Source organism: Empedobacter sp. UBA6305 (genome assembly GCF_002440405.1).
Taxonomy (GTDB): domain Bacteria; phylum Bacteroidota; class Bacteroidia; order Flavobacteriales; family Weeksellaceae; genus Empedobacter; species Empedobacter falsenii_B.
The window spans coordinates 1-20592 of sequence record NZ_DJTP01000022.1 but is presented as its reverse complement, the minus strand read 5'-3'; the positions used below and the strand labels follow the sequence as shown (position 1 = coordinate 20592).

The following is a 20592-nucleotide window of genomic DNA, read 5'->3' as shown; positions in this document are numbered from 1 at the left end:
GGAATGAAAAGCACTTACGGAACGAGAGCTTCCATTTGCGCACATTTCAGTTGGACACTTGATTATTTAGAAAATCAAATCCCTTGGTCAAAAGTAATTCGATTGATGGCAGATTTACCTTCTTATGATTACGACGATGACGAAAATACAAGTACTCAAACAAAAAAAGCAGTAAAAATAACAGAGCAAAATGCAGATGATATTCTTAAAATGTTTAAAAGCTAATGGATATAAGTAACGGAAGAATAGGATTTACCCAAGATTTAGATAACCAGAAATTTTTAAATGCACTTCGACAATCAAATCGAGGTGTAACAGATTTTAATGCTCATTTACAAATGAATTTTAATCAATCATTAATATCTGTTAACGATTTAGCTAAAGGAGTTACAGCGTTTCTAACAATTGATATGGCGCGCGATTTTGTCACTCAAATGGTTAAGATTCGCGGAGAATTTGAGCAAACAGAAATTGCTTTTAATACCATGCTTCAATCTCGTGAAAAAGGAAATGCATTGATGCAAGAAATGGTTGAGCTTGCAAAGAACACACCTATGCAATTTAGCGAGGTTTCACAAGGAGCGAAACAACTTTTAACATACCAAGTTGAAGCGGAAAAGCTAACTGAAACTCTTTCAATGCTTGGAGATATTTCGAGCGGACTTGGGGTTCCTATGTCTCGTTTAATTTTAGTTTACGGACAAGTAAGAGCAAAAGGTCGTTTAATGGGGGATGATTTGCGTCAATTTACGGAGGCTGGGGTTCCTATGATTGCTATGATTGCCAAAAATATGGGAATAGCACAATCTGCTGTTGCTGATATGGTTTCTGAGGGAAAAGTTGGTTTTAAAGAAGTAGAAAAAGTCCTTGAGCAATTAACATCTCAAGGCGGATTGTTCTACAACATGATGGAAGAACAATCTAAAACTATTCCTGGACAAATAGCTAAACTAGAAGATGAGATTGAGCAGATGTTTAATAGTATTGGTAAAGATTCTCAAGGTTTTGTAACGTCTGTGATTAGTGGTGCTTCGAGTGTTGTTGAGAATTATAAGGAAATTGGTAATGTTTTAGGGGTTTTAATTACAACTTACGGAGCGTACAAGGCAGCGTTATTTGCTGCACATACTCTTCAAACTACAGAAGCATCAATGCTTAAAAATACTGTAGATAACTTAAGAGAAAATCAATCTTTTACAGCAAGAAAGATTGTAGCTGAATATGATTATGCAAATGCAAAATTAGCAAGTGCAAAAGCAGAAGAAATAGCTTCAAGAGCGGTTGTAAAAGCATCAAGAGAAAATTTAAACGCTTTACAGATAGATAAATCTAAAGCATTTGAAAAATTAAATGCTGCCCATTCTGCTAGAGATGCGGCAGATATAGAAGTTGCGGCAGCTCAAAAACAATACGACGCTTATAAAGGTTCTCATTGGGTTAAAAAAGAAAATGAAGCTTTATCAAATCTTGAAGCAGCAACTGCTAAAAGGAACGCATTATCTAAAGATATAGAAACTGCAAGTATTGAATATAATACAGTTGCTGAAAAAACAAATACAGCAAGCAAGACTTTAAATAGTAATGTACAAGATTTGCAATCAAAAAAACAAGCTGTTGGTATTGCTACAAAAAATTTAGATACTGCAGCTACAACACGACTAACATTTTCACAAAGATTAAATATTGCAGCAACTGAATTAGCTACTATTGCCAATGATGCATTTAACGCTTCATTGTTAGCAAATCCGATTGTCTTAATTACTGTTGGCGTGGTTGGTTTAGCTTCTGCAATTTACTTTTTGTCTGATAATATCAACGGAGCTAAAGATGCACAAGATAGATTTAACGAATCTCAACAAAAAAATTCTAATGATTTAGAATCAATCACTCAAAAATTAAATAGTTACATACAAACAATTAAAGACTCAACAAAAACACAAAGTGAACAAATACAAGCTTATTCTAATTTAATCAATTTAAGAACGCAATCTTTTGAAGGATTATCTATTGAAGAGGTTAAATTAATGTCCGTAGCTGACGCTCAGAGCAAGGTTAACAAAGAGATTGAATCGTATAAAAACATTCAAATTGATAAATCCATTTATGATTTAAAAAATAGAATTGACGAATTAAACGACTCACTAAAAGAAGAGATTAACTTATGGGAGCAGAAAAGATTATCAGACGAATTAGAGAAAACTGGACAGCTTTTAGAACAGCAACTATACACTCAAGAAGATATTAATATTGCTAATAAACTTGCTTCTATGAATAAGCAAGAGCAAATTCAATATTTAACAGAATTAATAAAAAAACATGAAGACAATGTAAACTTATCAAATAGAGTAAATGATAGTTTAGCAGAAGGGACAAGTTATTTAAATTCTGCTAACATCGCAACTAATATTTGGACTTTAAGCCTATCTAATACAGCTTCAAATATCGATTATATCACATCAAGAATGAGCAGCTGGAAAAGTATGTTAGATGGTTTAAGTAAGGACACTTCAAAGGCACTCGGAAAGTCATATGGTGAAAGAAATTATGATGATTGGAAAGCGATACAAGAACAGGCTATAAAAGATCAAAAAAATCTTGGTATCAGTAAAAAAGGAACAAAGGAATGGCAAGATTTACAAAAAGTAATTGATGGGGCTACTCAAGCTTTAAAAACTTGGGATACAACAAAAACTAAAACAGATAAAACTAAAACTCCAAAATCCATTAAGCCATCAAAAAAATCCGATGATCCATTTGAGATATACAAGAAGCAAATCGAATCTGTAAAGGAAGATTACGAGCGTTTTGTTGATTATATGAATTCAGATGATTTGGTTTTAAAGAATTCTGGTAAAATTCAATATGAATCACTTTCTAAAAGTGGAGCAACTTACGAGGAGTTTTTAAGAAGATTACAAAAACAACTTGTAGAGACTTCAAACAAATCGGCATTACAAGTAAAACAACTTCGATTTATCAATGATGAATTAGTTAAAGTTATCGATTATAACGCATTTGATAAATTCAAAGAAGGGATTGAAAACTCTATTTCTGAATCGGAAAATCTTTTAGAGGTTCTTGGTAAAATACAAGAAGAAAAATTAAAACTACAAGGAAATACTGATCAGATAAGTATCGATAAATTAAAATTTCTTGACGAAAAGGAGATTGAGAATATCAAAAAGGCAGACGATGCTGCAAAAGATTTAATCAAAACTTTAACAGAAGAGTTTAATCCATTAGACGCAATCAATAAAAAGTATGATGAGCAAATCAATCTTTTAAAAGAAAAGCTAAAAACAGCTAAAGATGAAGTTGAAAAAACTAAAATAGAAGTCGCTATTGAACAGGTTGAGTCAAAACGTAATTCAGAAACAAAGAATATTACAAATAACGTTGATTATAATAAACTAATTTCTGAATATCAATCATATGAGGATAAGATAAAAGCTATTGATGATAAAATGAAGGCTGATTTATTGACGAATCAAACTTATTATGAAAATCAGAAAAAAGCATTAATTGAACAAGGTAAACTTGATGAAATTAAAGCTTTAGATGATATCAAAAAAGCCAAGGATGCTCAGATTAAAAAGCAAGCTTCTGATGATACTTCAAGTATTGTAAAAGATCAGTTAATGAACTCTGAAGAGTGGGCAATGTTATTCTCTAATATGGATGAAATGACTTTCCAACAAATTGATAATTTAATAAAACAAATAGAAGGGAAGTTTAATTTATTAAAAGGGAAGTTTAACCCAATTGATTTAAAAGTTATTCTAAAACAATTGAACCAAGCTAAAAATTTAGTGATTGAGAAAAATCCTTTTGGTTCTTTAGCTGTAGGTTTAGCAGACTTATTTAAAGGAGCGGAAGAGGAAACAAATTCAAGTACTGAAGGTATAACTACTAAATGGAATAGAGTAGCTAAATCTTTAACAGGAACTTTTGATTTTATCAATGATGCTATTGATTCAGCAGGAGTTTTAAAAGAATTTCTTGGAGAGACAGCTAGTAGCGCAATGGAAACTACACAAACAGTTCTAAGTATTGGTTCAAGTGTTTTAGCTGTATCCCAAATGACTACAGAAGGTATTAAAGGAGTTGAAAGAGCATCTGTAATCCTTGCAATTATTTCAGCAGTAATTCAAATAGCCACTAAAATAGCTAATTTATTATCTAATATTTTCTCTAAGGACAAGAAAAAACAGAAAGAAATAAATAAGCATAAAGCTGCTGTTGACGACTTAACAAATTCCTATAAAGATTTAGAAGATGCTGCCAAACGCGCACTCGGTTCCGATGTTTATTCAGGTCAAAAACAAATGATTGAAAATCTGAAACAACAACAGATTGAATATCAAAAAATGATTGAGCTAGAAAAAGGGAAAAAGAAAAAGGATGCTGGAAAAATTAAAGAGTGGGAAGATGCTCTGAGAGATTCTAAAAAAACTATTCAAGATTTACTTGAGGAAATCGCAGAAGATGTTGTACAGACGAATGCAAAGGATTTAGCCACTGAATTAGGTGATGCTCTTGTCGAAGCATTTGGAAAAGGTGAAGATGCGGCAAAGGCATTCGCTGAGGTTGCAAACAATGTTTTAAAGAATGCTGTTTTAAATCAACTTAAAAAACAATTCTTAGAGAAGCAATTACAAGCTGCGCTTGATAAACTCTACAAAGATATGGGCGGCGACGATGAAGGTAATTTCAATTTTAATGGATTATCTCCAGAAGAACAGCAGGCGTTCAAGGATAAAATCAAAGAAATATCCCAAAACTTTACAGGAATGTTAGATCAGTATTCCGACTTGTTTAAGGATATTATTGATCCAAACGAAACAGCAATGGCTGGAGCAATTAAAGGGATGTCGGAAGAAACAGGCAATGCTTTATTAGGTCAATTTAATGCTATTCGTATTCTTCAAAAGGAACTTGTAACCATTAATATTGATTCGAACAAAATACTCCTAAATAGTTTGGACAGATTAGCGAACATAGACTACAACACAAGAAGTGTTTTACCACTTTTAGAAAAATTAATTAACAGAATAGATAATGCAGGACGAGCATATGGATTTTAATAATATAAAAATAGAAGCTCTAAAAAGAGCAAAACAAAACGAAATATGCGAAGAATGGGCGGTTAAAATGGAAAACGCCCAAACTTTGGATGAGTTACTTGATATGTACATCAAAGGAATAGATTTTTCTTTTTCGTCAGAATTTTTATCAAATGATTTTATGCGTAGAAATTTAAAAGGAAAAATGGAACATAAAGGAATTTTCCTTGATGATTCAGTTGATTTACATAATAACAGAGATATTGTTTGTCTTGGTGATTCAAGATTAAACTATTTAGCTGATGAATTTTCAGTTACTCAGATGTATTTGCGAGACAATGTGAAAGCTCGGTTAGTCGTAAGAGATAGTGCGTTTGTTATGATTGATATTTTTGACAATGTTCAGTTAGAAATAGAAGCAAGCGACAAAGCTAACGTTCGCGTTAATTGCTATAAAGGCGCTAAAGTTACTTTTGAAAGTAACGATGATAGTTATGTGAAAATTTCAAATAAAGATTTTAAAACGTATAGATGATTCCTGTAATTTATTTACTTGACAATATACCCTTTAAAAATTACAATGTTTATGTTTCAGATTCTTCAAACTTATTTGATAAAGCTTCTATAAAAGAAAATCAAAAGAAGGATTGGAGTGATGAACACGGATATGATATCGATTTGCAATCACGATATCACAATTCTAAATCTATTACAATTGATTGCTTTATTCCCGCTAATTCATTGAAAGAATGTATTGAAAAATACAATGATTTCTATAATGTTTTAGATCAAAAAGGATCTCGAAGATTATCGGTTATCGCTGGTGAATTAAGAATGGAATATCAAGTTTTCAGACAAGATACTGCTGAAAATAAATTGTATTATGATGATTCTAATGCAGTAGGTACTTTCAAATTAAAGCTAATTGAAAATATGCCTGTTAAGCGTATTTTGAAATCAACTCAAAAAACAGCAACCATTACTTTAAAATCTAATAAGGTTTTAGTAATTAATTGGGGAGACGGGACCGAAGAATATACTTCACCAGCAATCGAAACTTATTCTCATACTTATCTAACTACAGATATTTTCTATCCAATGATTTTAGGTGATTTAGATGCGATCACAACGTTTAACTCAAATGCAGATGTTTTATGGAACAAATTTTAGTTAAGCGCTCAGATAACTCGGAGTATTTACTTGAGGATAAAAACAAAGGAAGTTTTATTACTTCAATCATCCAATCAACTGAATTAAGAAGTAATGACGTTATCAATGTTGAAATTATCAGTCGTGAATTTATCAATTTTACAATTGGCGATTCGTTTCATTATTTAGGTCAAAAATATACGTTAAATCAGATTCCTCGATATTTTAAAAATAGCTCAAATGATTTTCAATTCTCAATGACATTTGAAGGAGCTATGTTTGATTTAAGACGCGCTTCTTATGATGTAAATATTGATACAACAGGCTCGGCGATTTATGGAGAAACATTAACTGCTGATTTAGAATTATTCGCTACTATTTTAATTGAAAATATTAATCGTGTTTTTCCTGGTAAATGGGTTTTAGGTGAAATTCCAACTGAAACAGAAACGAAAACTATTACTTTTTCAGAAGAGGAAAATTGTTTGGCTGCTCTTCAAATGTTATGCGATGAATATGATACTGATTTTATCATTAAAACAGATAATAACGGAGTTAATATTTTAAACTTTAAGCAAGTCGGAAATGAAATTCCTTTGGAGTTTAAAGTTGGATTTCAAAAAGGACTTTACACGTTGACACGCGAAAAAGTTGACGCAAGCGATATTGTTACTCGATTAAAGGTTTATGGCTCAGACAAGAATTTAGGTACTGATTACCGCGCAAATCGCCTTGTTTTAAAAGATAAAAATAAATCTAATTCATTCATTGAAAACGCTCAAGCAGTTGCTAAATATGGGATTTACGAATCTACTAAAATCTTTGATGATATTTATCCAAGACGTAAAGGGAAGGTAACCTCTATAAATTCAGAATCGCCTTACAAGTTTTCTGATATATCAATGGATTTTGATTTAAAAGAAAGAGATGAAAACGGAACTAAATATCTTTTAAATGGAGTAAATGCAAAAATTCATTTTAATACAGGAGATTTAGCAGGTTATGAATTAGAAATTCACGACTACAATCACGAAACAAAAGAATTTCATATTGTCAAATTTGCAGATGAAAATGGATATGAATTTCCTTCAAAAGATAGTGATGCGTTCAGAATTGGCATTGGTGATGAGTATGTTATTTTAGATATTCAAATGCCACAAGTTTATATTGATAACGCAGAAGCAGAACTATTTGAAAAAGGAACAGAGCATTTATCTGATAAGCTAGAGCCAAATATTCAATATTTATTAGATGTTGACACCTTGCATCTTCAAAGAATTTTAAATAATACTGTTACGAAATTCTTCTCAATTGGTGATTTTATCAAAGTTGTTGATGAAGATTTTGATATTAATCGCTATATCAGAATTAAATCAATTGAAAGAGATTTAAGAAATCCATTTGATTATAAATTAACGCTTTCAGATTCAAAAGTCACAAACTTTTTAAGTGGGACTATTCCAGGAGAAATCAATACGATTAAAAACATTATCAAGATAAATAACCTTAATAATCCTGCAAAAGCTCGCCGTAATTGGAAAGATGCACAAGAGGTTTTAAATATGGTTTTTGATGTTGAAGGCGATTATTATACGGATAAAATTAAACCAAACTCAATCGAAACAACTCACCTGCAAGTAGGTGCTAAGTCAATGCAATTTAACCTTATCGATTCATTTTTCGAACCTAATTTTGAAGGGAATCCAAATAAAATAAGATGGTCTACTTGTAAACTCGTTCATTTTACTATTTCTGACAATATAGTTGAGTGGCAAATACAAGGAGGTCAGAAGGATTTAGAAGCGAATAAACCATATTATTTGTACGCAAAATGCAACAAGTCAAATAATATAGGTGTAATTGAAATAACGGAAACGCAGTACGTAGTTGATCAAGGGAGTTCTTATTATTTCTTAATCGGAATTGTAAACACTTACTCAGAAGATGTAAAAGCACGTGAAATTTCTTTAATGTACGGTTTTACAACAGTTTCGGGAAGATTTATAAAAACAGGTAGAATTGAGTCAAATGATGGTAGTACTTATTTTGACTTAGATAGTGGCGAATTTAAAGGAAAATTCACGTTTACTAACGGTAAAAGTGTTGAAGAAGCTATTACTAATCAAGAGATTTATATCGAATACTCTCAAAACGGAATAGATTGGCATTCAACGTTCTTATATGATGATGTTTTTATGCGTCAGAAAAAAGGCGATGGTGCTTGGAGTAATACTATTAGAATTGTAGGTATTCAAGGTATTAAGGGCGACAAGGGTGAAGATGGTCAAACTCAATACGTTCATATAAGATATTCTGCTAATAGTGACGGTAGTTCTATGACTACAACACCACAAGCAAATACAGCTTATATTGGTATCGTTACGACTACGAATTCGGAAGCGCCAACTTCAAACACTTCGTACACTTGGGCAAAATTTAAAGGTGAAGATGGTGTACCGGGTATTCCTGGCGCTGATGGTAAAGATGGGATACAATTGTACACTTGGGTAAAATATGCAACTGATGCTAATGGTTCTAATATGTCAGATTTCCCTGATGGAAAAACCCATATAGGTTTAGCTTATAATAAAACTACATCAATTGAGAGTAATACAGCAAGTGACTATACTTGGGCTTTAATTAAAGGAGAACAAGGTAATCAAGGTGTACCTGGAGTTAAAGGTGCTGATGGGCAACAATTTTACACTTGGATTAAGTATGCAACAACTCCGACAAGTGGTATGTCAGATGATCCAACAGGTAAGTTATATATGGGTATAGCTTACAACAAAACTATCCAAACTGAAAGTTCTAATTATGCTGATTATTCTTGGTCATTAATCAAAGGAGAGCAAGGTACGCAAGGTGTGCCAGGTATTCCTGGGGCTGATGGTAGTTCTTTGTTTACTTGGGTAAAATATGCTGATACACCTACTTCGGGAATGAGTGATTATCCAGATGATAAGTTGTACATAGGTTTGGCATACAACAAAGTTACTGCAACTGAAAGTGATGATTATAGCGATTATTCTTGGAGTTTAATGCCACAGAACATTGAGATTGGAGGTAGGAATTTACTTCGTGATACAGGAAATAAAATCGATGTCAGTACTCCAACGAATAATTACTTTCTCCTTACTTATGCTTTATCTTCACCGCTTGAGATTGGTAAAACATACACGATATCTTTTAAGGTAAAAACTTTTGCAGGAAAAACAGGACAAATTTGGTTTAGAACAAATAAAGACCTTCCAGGTAGTTATGATAAAACCATTAATTTCAATACCGAAAATATTGAGCAGGTAAAAACACATACAGAAGTATTTACCGCTTCACAAAACGACGCAAACATCGTTTTTTATAATTTTGGTTACAGCTCATCGAGTGCACAATGGTTAAACAATGCGTTTATATTGTATGACTTGAAACTCGAAAAAGGCAACAAAGCAACGGATTGGACGCCAGCTCCAGAAGATGTAGAAGCTAACATTTTGAAATCCAAAACAGATAGTATTAATGCTTCAAAAGCTTATTCTGATGCGCAAGATGAATTAAAACGTATTCAAACAGAAGCTTATGCTGATGGTAAAGTTACAGCTGCTGAACAAAGAGCAATTGACGATGCGACTGCTAAAGCTGAAGCTACTAAAGTTTACGCTGCGGCTCAAGATAATTTGCTTCGTACACAATTAGAAGCGTACGCAGACGGTCAAATAACAGCAGAGGAGCAACAACGCATCCAACAAATGCAAGATAATTTAGCCGCTGCCAAAGCATATGCAGATGCACAAGCAAATTTAGCTAAAATTGCGTCCAATGCCTATGCTGATGGTATTGTAGATGAGGAAGAAGCGCGAGCGATAGCTGATGCGACTGCGAAAATGGAAGCAGCAAAACAACATGCACAAGGATTGGTTAATAACATTCAGATTGGTGGGAGGAATTTGATTTTAAATTCGCAAAGTGTTATTTCTTCAGGAAATGACCATCAAAATAGTAATAACTCAGTGAAAGGAGAAGTTCAAGTTCATAATACAAATAACAATTGGAACTCTTACGCTTTTTTTAATCAATCAACTGGTTTTAATTTAGGTGATGAAGTTACTTTTAGTATTGACTTGAAAGTTTCTTATGATGCTGAAGTTTTATTAAACTATATGCCTCATTATCCTAATAATATTGCTTTAGGTACATTTAACTTAAAAGCTAATCAATGGACAAGAAAATCTATTACTTTAAAAATTCTTAACAACGATGGTAACGCCTTTTTGTTTGGTTTAGGTGGTAATAACACACCGAATTTAATTATAAATTATAAAAACCCAAAAGTTGAATTTGGCAACAAAGCCACCGATTGGACTCCAGCACCTGAAGATGTGGAATCGAGCATTGAACAAGCTAAGCAATTAGCTGAACAAGCTAATCAAAAAGTTATTGATATTTCAAATGATAACATTTTATCTGCAAGTGAGAAACAACAAATATCAAATGAGTGGAATAGAATTAAATCTGAATATACAAGTAATTATAGTTTAGGTATTAGTAATGGAGTCTCAACAACTAATTTAACTAATGCTTACAATGATTTATTTAATTATATCACGCCGTTATTAGTTGATATTTCAGTTGATAGTCCAATTGTAGGTGATGTTTTCAGAGCGAAATTTAAAGCTTATTACGACCAAAATATAGCTTTACTTGTTGCTATTAATGATAAGATTAAACAAGGAATCAATAATAACGCAAATAATATCAATAACTTAAATAGTTCAATTGCACGTATTAATCAAATTACATCATTTTTAAACACAACAGTTAATGGTAATGTAATTGGTACGGGTGTTTTAATGGTTGGTTCAGAATCTCAATCTAATGCAGGTATATCGGGATTAAATGAAGCTGGTTCAAAATCGGTAAGGTTATGGGCTGGAGGTACTGCTCAGAATAGAGATAAAGCAGCTTGGAATACTTTAGATGATGGAACAATGCAATTTTTTCATCCAAACGGAAATATAGCATTTAGATTCGGATTGAGTAATGGAAAGTTTATTATGGACGGTTATCACGAACAAGGCATGAAACTTTGGGAATTATCGCCAAATAGAGGTTTAGTAAACGTTGCGTATATTCCAGAAAGTTGGACAAATACACCTATGATTAATATAAATCAAAGTAGTAGTACGTTAGATGTAGCAAGCGCTAAAACTGCTGTGGTTAATCGAATGTCAATTGTGGTTGTAAGTAACTTTAGAAGATATATAGCATCAAGTAATTATACATCATTTGAGTATCAAAACGGGACTCACCCCGATAACGCTCAATATGCAAACTTAATTGGATATAAAACAGTGAATAATTCAAGAACATCAAACATTCCAAATGGTTGGTATGGGTTGCAAGTTGGGGAGATAGATATGGACCAAGAGCCTTCAAATGGCGAGATTCCTCCAATTAAGACGATTGTATATTTTCTTTATTACATTGAAAATGGAAAAGTGACTAAAAATCAAAGCATACAGTTTACAGACAGGGATATAGCGAATAAATAACATTAATTTAAAAAAAAAATGACAACTCAATTCAAATTAGAGCAACGCTCAACGACTGAGATTCTTTCAGAAATTATCTCAGAAACTTACAAAGTAACTTATTCGTTTAACTATTCTAACGGACAAAAACCAAAGGCAATTTCTTTTAATCTTTGTCGAGTAGATGCTGAAAATGATAAAATTTTATCAGGTAGTTATTTAGCTGAAATTGGACAATTAGACTTTAAAGCAATTAAACCTATTGAGGATTTAGGAACTTTAGTTGACCACATCACAGAATCAAGCAATACAATTATTGAAGGATTTATTACTGAAGCTGAGTAGTAACTAAGTTCTATCTTTTAAAAATTAACTACAAAAACCCCATTTTGTTTATTTAGTTTTACAAAACATTGTTAGCGCCTTATTTAACAATGTAACAATGAATCAAATTTTTATTTATCCTGATTGGATATTATTCGTCGCCTTAACTTTTTTAATGGCAATGGACTTTATGACTGGCTTTATGAAAGCTAAATTTTTGAAAGTAAATCGAAGTTCAGAAGCTTTTCGGAAAACAGTTAAGAAAATCATTCAATACTGCTCAGCAATTATTGTTGTAATATTTATTTTAAATCTAATGAGATTTGATCAGTCTAATCAATTCTTCAAAGATTATTCGAATTGGTTGCAAAATGGAGTGATTATTCTAATGATTTACATCGAATTAACTTCAATACTCGAGAACGCCATCGCAATTGATAAGACTTCAACATTTTCAAAAGTCTTTATTATCCCTTTTCACCGATTATTAACACTTCAATTAAAATCTAATCCTATGTATAGCTTTAGTCAAGAAGAACAACGTAAAGTCGAAGTAAATAAATTAAAACGTCAAAAAGAAATATTGTAGTTATGTATTACGATCAAATTAGTTTAGATAGAATTGCAACTTTTCATCCACTTTTGCGTGCTAAGTTGAAAGAATGGTATTTGGAAGCAAATAATAAGTTACTTCCAAAAGGATACCGATTACGAATTACTCATGTTTATAGATCAGTTCAGGAGCAAAACGACTTGTATGCTCAAGGAAGAACTAAGAAAGGTTCGATAATTACAAATGCGAAAGGAGGGCAGTCTATCCATAATTACGGACTTGCATTTGATTTTGTGATTTTACGAGATTTAGATGATAACGGAACTTTTGAAACAGCTGATTTTACAGTTAATGAATACTGGAAGAGAGTTGCAAACTATTTCAAATCAAAAGGATTTACTTGGGGCGGTGATTTTAAATCTTTCAAAGACGCTCCGCATTTAGAATATTCTAAAGGTCTAAGCTGGTCTTATTTCAAAGGTTTAAAAAATCAATTATATAACGGATTATCTTATCCAATTTTACCATCTAATTTTTAATCTATGAAAACATTTATAGGTAATGTACTATGTTTCTTAGCTCTTTTTCTTGTCGTAATCTCTTACGGATGTAGGACTTCGAAAAGTACAGTTGAAAAGCACAAGGAAAGTTTTTCAAAGGAAGAGTTCCAGCTGAATAAGTTTGATTCTATCTCTAAAATTGATAAACTGAATAAAATCGATAATTCTTTTCAAAGTCAATGGAGCGATTTTAAGCAGAAGTTAGATATTTCTTTTAATGGACTATCTAATGATGATGAATTCGAATTTAAGTTTACTGAAAATGGATTTACAGCTAAAGGGAAAGGATCTATCAATCAGAAAACTGAAACAAATAAAAAAGATTCAACTGCGAATAATAAAGTAGATAAAATATTTAAAGAGAATTCAAACATTCAGAAAAATGAAGTAAAGCAAAATAAAGTAGACGAATCAAAATCGAAAGTTGATAAAGACAAACAAAACAAAAGTTTTGGTCCTTCATTCAATTCTACTATAATTATAACAATTGCAGTTGTTTTAACTTTAATCCTACTATGGAAATTTGGATTGCCGAAGCTAAAGAAATGATAAATTTAAAGTGGTCAAATCTGACCACTTTTTTCAATCTGTTGCCTTGTCTAAAGCTTCATAATTCAACTTACAATTTGATAATTCATCTTCCAGATATTTAATTTTTCTATTTCGCCTTTGAATTTGTTTATTTTTTTCATTGAGTTTTTGATTAAACTCAATTAGTTGTCTATCCTTTTCTTTTTTATTATTGCAAGAAAATAGAAGTAATGGTAAAAGATAAATATATTTCATAGTGTTGATTTTTACTAAGTTAATAATATATTTTATTTGATCAGTGCAATTCAATGTTATTTGGAAAATATACAAATAACATATTTCTTTCAAAATAATTATGCAAGATGTTGCATAATTAAAAAACTCGTTGTACTTTTACACTATCAAAATTATCAAAGTAATAACAATTAAAATTAGGAATTATGACTAAGTATCAAGTAAGTTGGATTGTTTTAAATGCAGAAACAGGAAAAGCTACATCAAGAGATTTAAATGAAATTAATAAAATGTTTTCATTTGCGCGTTTTTCAAAAATGCAGGACAAAATTGTAGGGCATTTTAAAAACAAAGAGGAAGCGCAAGAAGCTTTAAAGAAAATAAAAGGACTTTTCAAAAGTTATAAAGCAACTATTATAACTGATGCTCAGTTTGGATTAGGTAAAGTTGATTATTCAAACAAAACAGTGTCTTTTCCATACACTACGAAACAATTAGAAGATTCAATTGTAGTTAATTAAAAAAATAGAAGCTCCCTAAAACGGGAGCTTCATTTATCAAAATAATCTCTAACAATTAATTTATAAATATTAGAAATATGGGAACAAATTTAGAACAAATTTCTATACCAAAATTCATTCATTGCGAAAACGAACCGAAAACAGGTGATTTTTTACACGATAATAGACAATTTATTTATTGTCCAGAATATTTGTCCTTAATAGAAATTATTCCTTTAGATGATATTCAGATAGCTTATCCAATGGAACAATTTCAGAAATCATTTTTATACTTCTCTGATCATTTTAAATCAGAAGAAGAATATTTATTGGTTTTTGTTCAAAATAATGTAAAATTAATTGAATCTAATAATGAGATTGTGCATCTTCAAAATGGCACTGAACCAATGACAGAAGAAAAATTAATTGATGAAGCTTGGGATTATTACAAGACTTATCTGATAATGGAGGATAAAAAAAATTAAATTATGGAGATAAACTACGTTAATTTAATTTTCGAAAAGAAAACCAATTGGAAGTCTGTCGCTGAATTTGCAAAATTTGTTGATATTCCAGATCGAACAATTAGATCATATATCTATGATAATCGTGTTGTTCCTTTAGATAAATTTATTAAAATCTGTAAAGCAACCGGTTTTGAACTTGATAAGTTAATTGAAGAAAACATATAAAACAATAATAATCTAGCTAAGTTTCGGGGTTATATTCCAAAATTTTCGCTTGGTCCACTGCGGAGATGAGTTTTATAAATTACTAAAAGCACAGAACTACAATAATGCCTTTCTGTGCTTTTTTTTACAAACCTTAAATCTTCCTTAAGCAAAAGATTCTTAAATTTACAAAATATTATTCTATTATTCGGTTTTAAATACTTAAAATGAATAACATTATTAAATCGGATTCAACTTTCTACGATTATGAGGAAGAAACAAATATTAGAGTTGTCTCATTGAATTTAGAAGACTTTAATAAGAGATTTAAAACTGATATAGTTCTGTATTACGATGAAGAATATTTCACTCCTTATGAATCTTCAGAATTAGCAGATTACTTTATTTCTACTATTCCAGATTTACTTTTCATGGCCCACAATCCATTTTGTAATGAATTGGATGAGTGGAAAGAATTTATAAAATTCAAAGTTGAAGAATTAAATAATTTAAAAGAGGGCTATCAAAAGGAATGGTTCAAAATTTTATATAAAAATTATTATCCTATTGGAATTGCAGATGTCGAAGAAAATAAATATTATGTAATTAATGAAATGAATAAAATTGTTAATTCGATTTAGGTTGCCATATCAAAATCCATTTATCTCCTTTATTTTTTAAAGTAAAATCAAGATGAATTAACTCTTTGCGTTTCTTATATATTTTCTTAAAGTTGGCTTCTGAAAGATTTTCAACTTGAAAGAAAATCATTTTGATCTTTCCAAATTTCTCAACTTTATAAATATGATTAGACATTACATCACGATCTTTTATCCATATCTGGATGTTTTCACTTGATCTTGGTTCAATCCATTTTAATAACGAGTAAATTTTATCTAAATCAGAATTCGAAATCATACATTAAATATCTTAAAAATTTAATTAATAAATCAAAAATAAGCGTACTTTTGTTAAGCGTTTGGAAAGAGATTTCTGAACGTTTTGTGTTTATTGAAAAAGTTTATTTTGTGCAAAATTTGTGCAAATAATTTTACAAAAGTTAGTTTTAAATTTAAAAGTCTTTAATAATGGGAGTTGAAATAGCAGTTTTAGGAGCTGGTTGTTTTTGGTGTGTGGAAGGAATTTTTAATTCGATAAATGGAGTAGAACAAGCTATCTCTGGATTTGCAGGAGGTAATGTAGAAAATCCTACTTATCGTCAGGTTTGTGATACAGATACAAATCATGCGGAAGTTGTTGAAATTACTTTTGACAATGAAGTGATTTCGTACAAAGAATTATTAGAAATTTTTTGGAATATACATAATCCAACACAGTTAAATAGACAAGGAAACGATGTTGGTACACAATATCGTTCGAGTATTTTTTACACATCAGAAGAACAAAAAAAGCAAGCGGAAGAATCGTTAAAAGAGTTTGATAACGGAACTTTGTATGAAGATAAATTCGTTACAACAATAGAGCCTTTAGATAAATTTTGGCCAGCCGAAGATTATCATCAAGGTTATTACAATGAAAATCCAGATCAGCCATATTGTTCGGCAGTTGTTGGACCAAAAATTGCAAAATTTAAATCTAAATTCAAACAGATTTTAAAATAAGAAAAGCGACCAATTGGTCGCTTTCATTTTATTTTCCTTTTTTACGTGCTTTCGCTTTCTGTTTTTGCTGACCACGGTTTTTAGGTTTAGATTTTGGTGGTTTACGTTTTGTAGGACCACCTAAATTCACCTTTTTATTTTTATCTTTTTTCTCGTGAAATGCTGCACCACGTTCTTCAATTTTTACAGTTGTAAGTTGTTTCATTTTTACAACATCTTTCTCAAATTCACGTTTTACAGGATTTATTTTTACGTCCTCTTCAGGAAAAGGAAGTTCGTTAATCTCTTTATCCATCAATGCTTCAATAGCATCTAAACGTTCAATTTCCTTTTCAGAAAAATAAGAAATCGCTTCTCCTTTTTTATCCGCACGTCCTGTACGCCCAATTCGGTGAATATATTGTTCTGGAATTTCTGGAATTTCGAAATTGATAACATGCGTAACATCAGGAATATCCAAACCACGAGCCATAATATCTGTCGTGATAATTCCTCGGTATTCATCTCTGGTAAAGGCTTCCATTGTTCTCAAACGATAATTTTGAGATTTGTTAGAATGAATTACTCCAAATTCATCTGGATAAATTTCATCTAAATGATTAAAGATTAAATCAGCATGTTTTTTATTGTTTGCGAAAATTAAAACTTTCTCAAATTTTGCTTTGTCTCCTAATTGATGAACAATTAAATTCAATTTTGTATTGAAATTCTCAACTGGAATAGCCAATTGAGTGATTTTTTCTAATGGTGTTCCTGAACGAGCTAAGGAAATTTCAATAGGATTTTTGAAATATTCGTGTAACATATCATCTACTTGATCTGTCATCGTAGCAGAAAATAAAATGTTTTGACGTTTTTCGCTCATCATTGTAAATAAATGAATCAGTTGCGGACGAAAACCTAAACTCAACATTTCGTCAAATTCGTCAACCACTAATTTCTTCATTTCTTTGAATGATAATACATTGTCTATCGCCAAATCTAAAACACGACCTGGTGTTCCAACCAAAATATCAACGCCTTCATACACCAATAATTTTTGAGTATTGATGTTTACACCACCATAAATTCCTAAAACACGAACATTGATAAACTCTGTTAATTGCTCTAAAATATCGGTAACCTGAACAACTAATTCGCGTGTCGGAACCAAAATAACAATCTTTGGTTGATTCGTTTTAGAGTATTGATAAGTATTCAACAAGGGTAATAAGTAAGCCATTGTTTTACCTGTACCTGTTTGGGCAATTCCCATTATATCTCGTCCAGAAAGAATCGGTTTGAATGATTTTTCTTGAATTGGAGTTGGGGTTGTGATATTCAACTTTTCTAAAGCCGAACTCAATTGTTTTGTTAATTCGAAATCCGCGAATGTAGCTTTCATTTTGCAAAGATAAGTTTTCTTGATGACTTCTTAAAAACTCAATGTGCAATCCGTTCAAATTCGTTGAAACTTCGTACTTTTGCATTTCGATTAAGTAAAAAGGAATAAAAATGAGTTTAAAACAATACATCACGCAGAATGTTTTAGAAGCGATTCAAAACGTTTATCAAATTAACCCTGAATCTGTTGAAATTCAGTTTACAAGGAAAGAGTTTGAAGGTGATTATACATTGGTTGTTTTCCCATTAATCAGAACTTTGAAAGGTAAACCAGAAGAAATCGGTGCTAAAATCGGTGAAAATTTGGTTGAAAATAATAAAATTACAGCGTTTAATGTTGTAAAAGGTTTCTTGAATATGAGTTTAAGTTCAGTAGAATTTTTAGAAAATTTTACTCAAAATGCTCAAAATTCAACTTTTGGAATTACAAAAGTTGATGAAAATTCGAGAACGGTAATGGTAGAATATTCATCGCCAAATACAAACAAACCTTTGCATTTAGGACATGTCCGTAATAATTTGTTAGGATTTTCGGTTTCTCAAATCATTGAAGCAGCAGGAAATAATGTGATTAAAACACAAATTATTAATGATCGTGGGATTCACATTTGTAAATCTATGATTGCTTGGGAAAAATTTGGAAATGGTGAAACACCAGAATCTGCAAATATGAAAGGCGACCATTTGGTTGGAAAATATTATGTGGAATTTGACAAACATTATCGTCAAGAAATCAAAGAATTAGAAGCGCAAGGAAAAACGGAAGACGAAGCGAAAAAAGAAGCTCCAATTTTCTTAGAAGCACAAGAAATGCTGCGTCAATGGGAAGCACATGAACCAAAAGTTATTGAGCTTTGGCAAAAAATGAACGGTTGGGTGTATGATGGTTTCGCTAAAACGTACAAACGTCTTGGTGTTGCTTTTGACGAATATTTATACGAATCGAATACCTACATTTTAGGAAAAGATATTGTTGAAGATGGTTTAAACAAAGGTGTTTTCTACAAAAGAGAAGATGGTTCTGTTTGGATTGATTTGACTGCAGAAGGTTTGGATGAAAAATTAGTTTTACGTTCAGACGGAACTTCGGTTTATATCACACAAGATTTAGGAACTGCAGTAGAGCGTTTCAAAAATAATCCAACGTTAGAAGAATTAACGTATGTTGTAGGAAATGAGCAAGATTATCACTTCAAAGTTTTGTTCTTAATCTTGAAAAAATTAGGTTATTCTTGGGCTGATGCTTTACATCACTTGTCTTACGGAATGGTTGATTTACCAAACGGAAAAATGAAATCTCGTGAAGGAACAGTTGTAGATGCAGATGATTTGATGCAAGAAGTTTATAATACAGCAAAAGAGATTTCTGAAGAATTAGGGAAATTAGACGGAATGTCTGATGATGAAAAAGCTGAGTTGTACGAAACAATTGCGATGGGTGCTTTGAAATATTACATTTTGAAAGTAGATCCTAAGAAACGTATTTTATTCGATCCGAAAGAATCTGTTGATTTTAATGGAAATACAGGACCTTTTATTCAATATACTTTTGCGCGTATTCAGTCATTATTGAGAAAAGAATCCCCAAAAGAATTTGATGCAAATGCAATAGAATTGAATGATGCAGAAAAAGAAATTATTCGTGCATTATACGATTTCGAAGATACGATAGAAAAAGCAGCAACAGAAATGAGCCCTGCTTTGATTGCGAATTATGTGTATGAATTAGTTAAATTATTTAATTCATTCTACCAAAACAATCCAATCTTGAAAAATGAAGATGAAAACGTGAAAAATTTCCGTTTATATCTTTCTCAATGGGTTGCAAATACAATTCAGAATTCGTTACGTTTATTAGGAATTGGTGTTCCAGAAAGAATGTAATCGACTTATAAAATAAATAAAATGCCTCATCAATTTGGTGAGGTATTTTTTTAACTTTACAATATGAAAATAGGAGATTTACTGAAACAAAAAGATCCTCACGATAAATTTAATTTGAAACGATTTCACGATGCGCAAAGTTTTGTGTATGATGAAATCTTAATGGAAGTTCATGCAGGAAAAAAACAAACGAATTGGATTGTTTTTATGTTTCCTCAATTAGTTGGATTAGGTTCGAGTGATTCGTCATTAGAATTTTCGATTTCTTCAAAAGAAGAGGCGAGAGCTTTTGTGAAAGATGAAGAACTTTGGGGAAATTATTTAGAAGTTTTATCTGTATTATTAATGCAACATAAAGGCGTAATTCCGCAATTAATTTTCGGAAAAAATGATGCAATGAAACTGAAATCAAGTTTGACTTTATTCAACTTTATAGTTCCGAAAGAAAAAATTATCAAAGATGTTTTGAAGTTTTTTTATGCAGATCAAGTCGATAAAAAAACATTAAGTATATTGAAACAAATGAATAAATAAAAAAATCTCGAGCATTTGCTCGAGATTTTTTATTTAGACACTGTCCAAAATTTTGT

The 20592-nt window shown here is 31.2% G+C and carries 19 protein-coding genes; 16 read left to right on the top strand and 3 right to left on the bottom strand.

Annotated features, from left to right (window positions below; all coding sequences use genetic code 11):
• Nucleotides 1–3: 3 nt before the first annotated feature.
• From B3M86_RS05740 to B3M86_RS05700, 9 genes are all read left to right on the top strand, one after another.
• A complete protein-coding gene (locus B3M86_RS05740; RefSeq protein ID WP_291076343.1) occupies nt 4–225 on the top strand; it encodes a hypothetical protein in 222 nt (73 codons plus the stop codon).
• Nucleotides 225–5084: a tape measure protein gene (locus B3M86_RS05735; RefSeq protein ID WP_291076341.1), complete on the top strand. Its 4860-nt coding sequence runs from the start codon at nt 225–227 to the stop codon at nt 5082–5084. Before B3M86_RS05740 ends, B3M86_RS05735 begins: the two co-directional genes overlap by 1 nt.
• Nucleotides 5059–5598 carry a hypothetical protein gene (locus B3M86_RS05730; protein WP_291078985.1) on the top strand — a complete coding sequence of 180 codons (540 nt, stop codon included), beginning with the start codon at nt 5059–5061 and terminating at the stop codon, nt 5596–5598. The genes B3M86_RS05735 and B3M86_RS05730 overlap by 26 nt, the downstream gene beginning before the upstream one ends.
• A complete protein-coding gene (locus B3M86_RS05725; protein WP_291076337.1) occupies nt 5595–6233 on the top strand; it encodes a hypothetical protein in 639 nt (212 codons plus the stop codon). Before B3M86_RS05730 ends, B3M86_RS05725 begins: the two co-directional genes overlap by 4 nt.
• A complete protein-coding gene (locus B3M86_RS05720; RefSeq protein WP_291076335.1) occupies nt 6218–11761 on the top strand; it encodes a phage tail protein in 5544 nt (1847 codons plus the stop codon). Before B3M86_RS05725 ends, B3M86_RS05720 begins: the two co-directional genes overlap by 16 nt.
• Before the next feature lie 18 nt (nt 11762–11779).
• On the top strand, nt 11780–12085 hold the full coding sequence (locus tag B3M86_RS05715) for a hypothetical protein (protein ID WP_291076333.1): 306 nt from the start codon (nt 11780–11782) through the stop codon (nt 12083–12085).
• A gap of 97 nt (nt 12086–12182) precedes the next feature.
• Entirely contained in the window at nt 12183–12653 is a 471-nt protein-coding gene (locus tag B3M86_RS05710; protein WP_291076331.1) for a phage holin family protein, read from the top strand.
• A gap of 2 nt (nt 12654–12655) precedes the next feature.
• Nucleotides 12656–13156, top strand: coding sequence for a M15 family metallopeptidase (locus B3M86_RS05705; protein WP_291076329.1), 501 nt, complete (start codon nt 12656–12658; stop codon nt 13154–13156).
• Between the two features lie 3 nt (nt 13157–13159).
• Nucleotides 13160–13726, top strand: a complete 567-nt coding sequence (locus B3M86_RS05700) for a hypothetical protein (protein ID WP_291076327.1) — start codon at nt 13160–13162, stop codon at nt 13724–13726.
• Nucleotides 13727–13759: 33 nt separating this feature from the next.
• On the opposite strand, the gene B3M86_RS05695 is transcribed toward B3M86_RS05700, so the two are convergent.
• Nucleotides 13760–13963, bottom strand: a complete 204-nt coding sequence (locus B3M86_RS05695; RefSeq protein ID WP_291076325.1) for a hypothetical protein — start codon at nt 13961–13963, stop codon at nt 13760–13762.
• Nucleotides 13964–14148: 185 nt separating this feature from the next.
• Between B3M86_RS05695 and B3M86_RS05690 the strand changes: the two genes are divergently transcribed.
• From B3M86_RS05690 to B3M86_RS05675, 4 genes are all read left to right on the top strand, one after another.
• Nucleotides 14149–14463, top strand: a complete 315-nt coding sequence (locus B3M86_RS05690; protein WP_291076323.1) for a hypothetical protein — start codon at nt 14149–14151, stop codon at nt 14461–14463.
• A 77-nt stretch (nt 14464–14540) separates the two neighbouring features.
• Nucleotides 14541–14927, top strand: coding sequence for a hypothetical protein (locus tag B3M86_RS05685; protein WP_291076321.1), 387 nt, complete (start codon nt 14541–14543; stop codon nt 14925–14927).
• A 3-nt stretch (nt 14928–14930) separates the two neighbouring features.
• Complete coding sequence (locus tag B3M86_RS05680; protein ID WP_291076319.1) at nt 14931–15134, top strand: hypothetical protein; 204 nt, start codon at nt 14931–14933, stop codon at nt 15132–15134.
• A gap of 206 nt (nt 15135–15340) precedes the next feature.
• On the top strand, nt 15341–15754 hold the full coding sequence (locus B3M86_RS05675) for a hypothetical protein (protein ID WP_291076317.1): 414 nt from the start codon (nt 15341–15343) through the stop codon (nt 15752–15754).
• On the opposite strand, the gene B3M86_RS05670 is transcribed toward B3M86_RS05675, so the two are convergent.
• Nucleotides 15741–16031, bottom strand: a complete 291-nt coding sequence (locus tag B3M86_RS05670) for a hypothetical protein (RefSeq protein ID WP_291076316.1) — start codon at nt 16029–16031, stop codon at nt 15741–15743. The genes B3M86_RS05675 and B3M86_RS05670 overlap by 14 nt on opposite strands.
• A 170-nt stretch (nt 16032–16201) precedes the next feature.
• Here B3M86_RS05670 and msrA point away from each other — a divergent pair, with 170 nt between their 5' ends.
• Complete coding sequence (gene msrA / locus B3M86_RS05665; protein ID WP_291076314.1) at nt 16202–16735, top strand: peptide-methionine (S)-S-oxide reductase MsrA; 534 nt, start codon at nt 16202–16204, stop codon at nt 16733–16735.
• A 28-nt stretch (nt 16736–16763) separates the two neighbouring features.
• Here msrA and B3M86_RS05660 read toward each other — a convergent pair whose 3' ends face one another.
• Nucleotides 16764–18119, bottom strand: a complete 1356-nt coding sequence (locus tag B3M86_RS05660) for a DEAD/DEAH box helicase (RefSeq protein ID WP_125349811.1) — start codon at nt 18117–18119, stop codon at nt 16764–16766.
• Between the two features lie 110 nt (nt 18120–18229).
• Between B3M86_RS05660 and argS the strand changes: the two genes are divergently transcribed.
• Both argS and B3M86_RS05650 read left to right on the top strand, forming a co-directional pair.
• Nucleotides 18230–20002 (top strand): arginine--tRNA ligase, encoded by a 1773-nt coding sequence (gene argS / locus B3M86_RS05655; protein WP_286475224.1) that lies wholly within the window; start codon nt 18230–18232, stop codon nt 20000–20002.
• A 63-nt stretch (nt 20003–20065) separates the two neighbouring features.
• Nucleotides 20066–20536, top strand: coding sequence for a DUF1810 family protein (locus B3M86_RS05650; protein ID WP_135835150.1), 471 nt, complete (start codon nt 20066–20068; stop codon nt 20534–20536).
• The last annotated feature ends 56 nt before the right edge of the window (nt 20537–20592 follow it).